Source organism: Streptomyces thermovulgaris, assembly GCF_002155915.1.
Taxonomy (GTDB): domain Bacteria; phylum Actinomycetota; class Actinomycetes; order Streptomycetales; family Streptomycetaceae; genus Streptomyces; species Streptomyces thermovulgaris.
Window position 1 is genome coordinate 22,161 of sequence record NZ_MUME01000056.1, and the last position, 6,215, is coordinate 28,375.

Here is a 6,215-nt window from a genome sequence, read left to right on the forward strand (position 1 = left end):
CTGCCGCTCGCCGTGGCCGGTGCGGACACCGCTCCCCCTCCCCGGCGGCGCGATCCGCATGCAGCGGGGCGGAAGCCGGACACGGGACGGCGGCGCACCGGCGCCCGTCCCGTATGCGCACCACTCGCCGCCCCCGGAACGTGGACATAGAGTGACGTACGTCACGAAGGTCGCGATTTCCCTCGCTCGCGCCCATGAGGTCCTGGAGGGCACATGACCCACATCTCGGTCACGGTGGACGGCACGGCCTACGAGGACGACGTGGAGCCCCGCCTCCTGCTGGTCCACTATCTGCGCGACCGGCTCGGCCTGACCGGTACCCCGATCGGCTGCGACACCTCGAACTGCGGGACCTGCACGGTCGAGCTGGACGGCATGAGCGTCAAGAGCTGCACGGTGCTGGCCGTCCAGGCGGACGGATGCGAGGTGACCACCGTCCAGGGGCTGGCCCGCGACGGCGCGTGGACGCCGCTGCAGCGGGCGTTCCACGAGCAGCACGCCCTGCAGTGCGGCTACTGCACCCCCGGAATGATCATGGCCGCGCGCGATCTGCTGCGGGAGAACCCCCGTCCCGGCCCCGGCGAGGTGCGCAAGGCGCTCGAGGGCAATCTGTGCCGCTGCACCGGCTACCAGAACATCGTCCGGGCGGTGCTCGCCGCCGCCGAGGAGACGAGCGCATCCGAGGAGCGACAGAACACCCAGGAGGTGACGGCATGACCGACCAGGCCGTCGCACCCGAGGTCGGCCGCGCCCGCCTCCGCAAGGAGGACGCACGGCTGATCACCGGCCAGACCAACTGGACCGACAACATCGACGTCCCCGGACTGCTGCACCTGGCCGTCCTGCGCAGCCCCATGGCACACGCCCGCATCGAGCGCGTCGACGTCTCCCCCGCCCTCGAACGCCCCGGCGTCGTCGCCGCGTTCACCGGCCGCGACCTCGCCGGGGAGCTGGGCTCGCTGCCCTGTGCCTGGCCCGTCACCGAGGACATGGTGCTGCCCGACCACCCGCCGCTCGCCCTCGACGAGGTGCGGCACGCCGGCGACCCGGTGGCGGTGGTGGCGGCCCGCGACCGGTACGCCGCCGCCGACGCGCTGGAGGCGATCGAGGTCGACTACGAACCGCTGCCCCCGGTGCTGGACCTGGAGGAGGCGCTCGCCGAGGACGCCCCGCTGGTCCATGCCGACAAGGGCACCAACCGTGCCTATGTGTGGCCGCTGAGGACCGGTGAGGACTATGCGTCGGTCCGGCAGCGCGCCGATGTCGTGATCAAGCGCCGCTACCGGCAGCAGCGGCTCATCCCCAACGCCATGGAACCGCGCGCGGTGGTCGTCGCCCCGCTCGCCGCCTCCGGCGAGTACACCGTGTACTCGGCGACCCAGATCCCGCACATCCTGCGGATCATGCTGTCGACGGTCACCGGCATCCCCGAGCACAAACTGCGGGTGGTCGCCCCCGACGTGGGCGGCGGCTTCGGCTCCAAGCTCCAGGTGTACGGCGAGGAGGCCCTCGCGCTGGCGATCGCCCGGAAGCTGGGACGGCCGGTGAAGTGGACCGAGTCCCGCTCCGAGGGCTATCTGGCCACCCACCACGGCCGCGGCATGATCCAGGACATCGAGCTCGCCGCGACCCGGGAGGGCAGGCTGCTCGGCCTCAAGGTCGATCTGCTCGCCGACATGGGCGCCTATCTGATGCTGGTCACGCCCGGCATCCCGATCCTGGGCGCGTTCATGTACCCGGGGATCTACAAGATGGACGCCTACGAGTTCACCTGCACCGGTGTGTTCACCACCCGCACCCCGACCGACGCCTACCGCGGCGCCGGACGTCCGGAGGCCACGTACGCCATCGAGCGGATGATGGACGAACTGGCCGCCGAGGTGGGCCTGGACCCGGTGGAGGTGCGGCGCCGCAACTGGATCCGGCACGAGGAGTTCCCGTACACCACGATCGCGGGCCTGACCTACGACAGCGGCCACTACGAGGCGGCCACCGACAAGGCCCTCGCCCTGTTCGGCTACGACGAGCTGCGGGCCGAGCAGCGCGAGCGCGACGAGCGCGGCGATCCCGTCCGGCTCGGCATCGGGGTGTCGACGTACACGGAGATGTGCGGGCTGGCCCCGAGCCGGGTGCTGCGGGACCTGAGGTACGGGGCCGGCGGCTGGGAGGCGGCGAGCATCCGGATGCTGCCCACCGGCAAGGTCGAGGTGGTCACCGGCACCAGCCCGCACGGGCAGGGGCATGTGACCTCCTGGAGCCAGATCGCCGCGGACGTCCTGGGCGTGCCGTTCGAGGACATCGAGGTGCTGCACGGCGACACCCAGACGGCCCCGCAGGGCATGGACACCTACGGCTCGCGCTCGCTGGCGGTGGGCGGGGCGGCCGTGCACCGGGCCGCCGAGAAGGTGGTGGAGAAGGCACGGAAGGTGGCGGCGCACCTGCTGGAGGCGAACGAGGACGACCTGGAGTTCACAAACGGGGTGTTCTCCGTCAAGGGCTCGCCCGAGGCCCGCAAGACCATCCAGGAGATCGCCTTCGAGACCTTCACCTCGCACGACGTGCCCGACGGCATGGAACCCACCCTCAACGCCGAGCACGTGCACGACCCGGAGAACTTCTCCTATCCGCACGGCACCCATCTGTGCGCGGTCGAGGTCGACACCGAGACCGGGCAGACCCGGATCCGGTCCTACGTCTGCGTGGACGACGTGGGCCGGGTGATCAACCCGATGATCGTCGAGGGGCAGGTGCACGGCGGTCTCGCCCAGGGCATCGCACAGGCGCTGTACGAGGAGGCGGTGTACGACACGGAGGGCAACCTGGTCTCCGGCACGATGGCCGACTACCTGGTGCCGTCGGCGGCGGACCTGCCCGAGTTCGTCACCGACCGGACCGAGACGCCCGCCTCCACCAATCCGCTCGGGGTCAAGGGCGTCGGCGAGGCGGGCACGATCGCCTCGACCCCGGCCGTCGTCAACGCGATCGTGGACGCGCTGCGGCCCCTGGGCGTGCACGACGTGCCGATGCCGTGCACCCCGGAGCGGGTCTGGGAGGCCATCCGGTCGGCGCAGTCGTCCGGCACGGCGCAGAAGGAGGCCCCGGCATGATTCCCCCCGCATTCGACTACGTCCGGCCCACCGGCCTGGACGAGGCCGTGCGCACCCTCGCCGACGCGGGCGAGGAGGCGAAGGTGCTGGCCGGCGGGCAGAGCCTGCTGCCGCTGCTGCGGCTGCGGCTGGCCTTTCCCGAACTGGTCGTCGACATCGGGCGGATCCCCGGGCTGCGCGGGGTCCGCGAGGACGGCGACGTGCTCGCCATCGGGGCGCTGACCACGCATCACGAGGTGGTCCACGACCCGCTGGTGCGGCGGTACGCGGGCCTGCTGGCGCAGGCCACGGAAACGGTCGCCGATCCGGCCGTACGGCACCGGGGCACCCTCGGCGGCTCGCTCGCGCACGCCGATCCGGCCGGGGACCTGCCCGCGGTGGCGCTGGCGCTGGACGCCGAGCTGGTGGCCGTGGGCCCCGGCGGGCGGCGCACGATCCCGGCGCGCGACTTCTTCACGGACTATCTGCAGACCGTGCTGGCCCCCGACGAGCTCCTGGTGGAGGTGCGGGTGCCGAAGCGGGAGGGCTGGGGGTACCGCTACGAGAAGTTCCACCGGGTGGCCCAGTCCTGGGCGATGGTCGGCGTGGCCGCGCTGGTGCGGCGCGACGACGGGCACATCGCCGAGGCACGGATCGGGCTGACCAACATGGGCGCCACCCCGCTGCGGGCCGCCGCCGCGGAGGAGGCGCTGGCCGGGGCCGGGGACCCGGACGCGGTGGCGCGGGCGGCGCAGTCGGCGGCGGAGGGCACACGGCCCTCGCGGGACGCGTCGGCCTCGCCCGAGTACCGGGCGCACCTGGCGCGGGTGCTGACCAAGCGGGCGGTTCTGGCCGCCGCCGGAATGGGGTGAGCGCCGATCGTCCCCGTCGACAGCCCCGAGCAGGTGCGGGCTCGTCTGGAGGAGACCGGATATCTCGTCGACGACGGGCTGGCCGTCGCCTGCTTCCTGGCGCTCAGGCTGCACCGCCCGGTCTTCTGCGAGGGCGACGCGGGCGTGGGCAAGACCGCGCTCGCCGCCGCCCTCGCCGAGGCGTTCGACGCCCCGCTGATCCGGTTGCAGTGCCATGAGGGCATCGACGCCTCCCAGGCGCTGTACGACTGGGACTTCCCGCGTCAGCTGCTGCATCTGCGGGCCGCCGAGGCGGCCGGGGTCCGGGACGCCGACCGGCTGGAGCGCGAGCTGTACGACCGGCGGTTCCTCATCGCCCGGCCGCTGCTGCGGGCGCTGCAGACGCAGCCGTCGGTGCTCCTGGTGGACGAGATCGACCGGGCCGACGACGAGTTCGAGGCGTTTTTGCTGGAGGTGCTGTCGGAGTTCCAGGTGACCATCCCCGAGCTGGGCACGCTGCGGGCCGAGGTGCCGCCGGCGGTGGTCCTGACCTCCAACCGCACGCGGGAGGTGCACGACGCCCTGAAGCGGCGGTGTCTGTACCACTGGTTCGACCACCCCGGTTTCGCCCGTGAGCTCGCCATCGTCCGCCGCCGGCTGCCCGGGGTGTCGGCGCGGCTGGCCGAGCAGGTCACCGCGCTGGTGCAGGCCCTGCGCGCCGAGGACCTGCTCAAGCCCCCGGGGGTCGCGGAGACCCTGGACTGGGCCCGCGCCCTGGACGCCCTCGGTGCCACCGAGGTCGACGCGGAGCTGGCGGTGGCCACGCTCGGCTCGGTGCTGAAGTACCGCGAGGACCTGGAGCGCGCCCGCGGTCTGGACTTCGCGGCGGCCCTCGCCCGGCGGGGAGCGTGATCGGTGTGGACCAGCAGCGCCGCGGGGACCGGCGGGCGCCGTGCGGCACGGCACCGGCGCCGGACGGGCCGCTCGGGGCCGATGCCGTGCTGCTCGGGTTCGCACGGTCGCTGCGGGCGGCCGGTGTCGCGGTGAGCGCCGAGCGGGTGCACGCCTTTCTGCGGGCCGTGGCGGTGCTGCGGCCCGGGGTGCGGGCGGATGTGTACTGGGCGGGCCGGCTGACGCTGTGCGGGGACCGGGACGACCTGGAGCGGTACGAGCGGGTGTTCGCCGCCTACTTCGGCACGGACCGGGAGCCCGCCCGGGCGGCACCGGCCGCCCCGCCGCCCCGGTTGCGGCCGGTGGTGCGGGACGCGCCCGGCGGGCCGCCCGCCGAGCCGGCCGAGGGGGAGCGGGAGGGTCCGCCCGTCGCCTCGCTCGCCAGTTCCGTGGAGGTCCTGCGCCACCGCGACATGGCGGACCTCGGTCCCGAGGAACGTGCGCAGGTGCGCCGGCTGCTGGCCGCGTTCGCGCTGCGCGGGCAGACGCGGCGCACCGCGCGGCGGCGGCCGGCCCGGCGCGGGGAGGTCGATCCGCACCGCACCGTGCGGGACATGCTGCGGCTGGGCGGCGAGCCGGCGCTGCTGCGGCGGCACGCACGGGCCGAGCGGCCCCGCCGGGTCGTGCTGCTCGTCGACGTCAGCGGATCCATGGGGCCGTACGCCGATGCCCTGCTGCGGTTCGCGCACGCCGCCGTCCGGGGCCGGCGCACGGAGGTGTTCACCATCGGCACCCGCCTGACCCGGGTCACCCGGGAGCTGGCGCACCGGGATCCGGACCTGGCCATGGCCGCGGTCGCCGAGGCGGTGCCCGACTGGCGCGGGGGCACCCGGCTGGGCGAGCTGCTGCGGGAGTTCCTCGACCGCTGGGGCCAGCGGGGCATGGCCCGCGGCGCCGTGGTCGTGCTGCTGTCCGACGGCTGGGAGCGGGGCGATCCGCGGCTGCTCGCCGCCCAGATGCGGCGTCTGCACCGGCTTGCGCACCGGGTGGTCTGGGCCAACCCCCGCAAGGCGCGTCCCGGTTACGCCCCGCTCGCCGCCGGCATGGCGGCGGCGCTGCNNGGAAAGGAGCTGAGCGTGCGGGACATTCTTCCGGTGCTGGAGCGGTGGTACGCGGCACGGGTGCCGTTCGGTCTCGCGCGGCGCGCTGCGGCTCACCCCGACGACGGTGGCGAGCCCGAACGGCACCCGTGCCGCGTACCACCGCTCCAGCACCGGAAGAATGTCCCGCACGCTCAGCTCCTTTCCCGCACATCCGCCGCGGCCGGGGGCTCGGCACCCCGCACCACCGCCGCCAGCCGTTCCAGCGCGGCCAGGCTGTGGCCCTC

5 protein-coding genes are annotated in these 6,215 nt (G+C 74.1%); all 5 read left to right on the forward strand.

What is annotated here, in order from left to right:
• Positions 1-213: 213 nt before the first annotated feature.
• Positions 214-717, forward strand: a complete 504-nt coding sequence (locus tag CCN35_RS06190; protein WP_067388744.1) for a (2Fe-2S)-binding protein — start codon at positions 214-216, stop codon at positions 715-717.
• On the forward strand, positions 714-3,107 hold the full coding sequence (locus tag CCN35_RS06195) for a xanthine dehydrogenase family protein molybdopterin-binding subunit (RefSeq protein ID WP_067388742.1): 2,394 nt from the start codon (positions 714-716) through the stop codon (positions 3,105-3,107). Before CCN35_RS06190 ends, CCN35_RS06195 begins: the two co-directional genes overlap by 4 nt.
• The gene (locus CCN35_RS06200) at positions 3,104-3,958 is read left to right on the forward strand and encodes an FAD binding domain-containing protein (protein WP_067388740.1); all 855 of its coding nucleotides are present in this window, start codon (positions 3,104-3,106) and stop codon (positions 3,956-3,958) included. The genes CCN35_RS06195 and CCN35_RS06200 overlap by 4 nt, the downstream gene beginning before the upstream one ends.
• 6 nt (positions 3,959-3,964) lie before the next feature.
• Positions 3,965-4,849 (forward strand): AAA family ATPase, encoded by an 885-nt coding sequence (locus CCN35_RS06205; RefSeq protein WP_067388738.1) that lies wholly within the window; start codon positions 3,965-3,967, stop codon positions 4,847-4,849.
• A gap of 452 nt (positions 4,850-5,301) precedes the next feature.
• Positions 5,302-6,215 (forward strand): vWA domain-containing protein (locus CCN35_RS06210; protein WP_425444282.1); only part of this gene is annotated, 914 nt, incomplete at its 3' end.

What these genes read in the sequence shown, in the direction of transcription:
- CCN35_RS06190 (WP_067388744.1), top strand. Translation starts at nt 214, where the DNA reads ATGACCCACATCTCGGTCACGGTGGACGGCACGGCCTACGAGGACGAC.
- CCN35_RS06195 (WP_067388742.1), top strand. Translation starts at nt 714, where the DNA reads ATGACCGACCAGGCCGTCGCACCCGAGGTCGGCCGCGCCCGCCTCCGC.
- CCN35_RS06200 (WP_067388740.1), top strand. Translation starts at nt 3,104, where the DNA reads ATGATTCCCCCCGCATTCGACTACGTCCGGCCCACCGGCCTGGACGAG.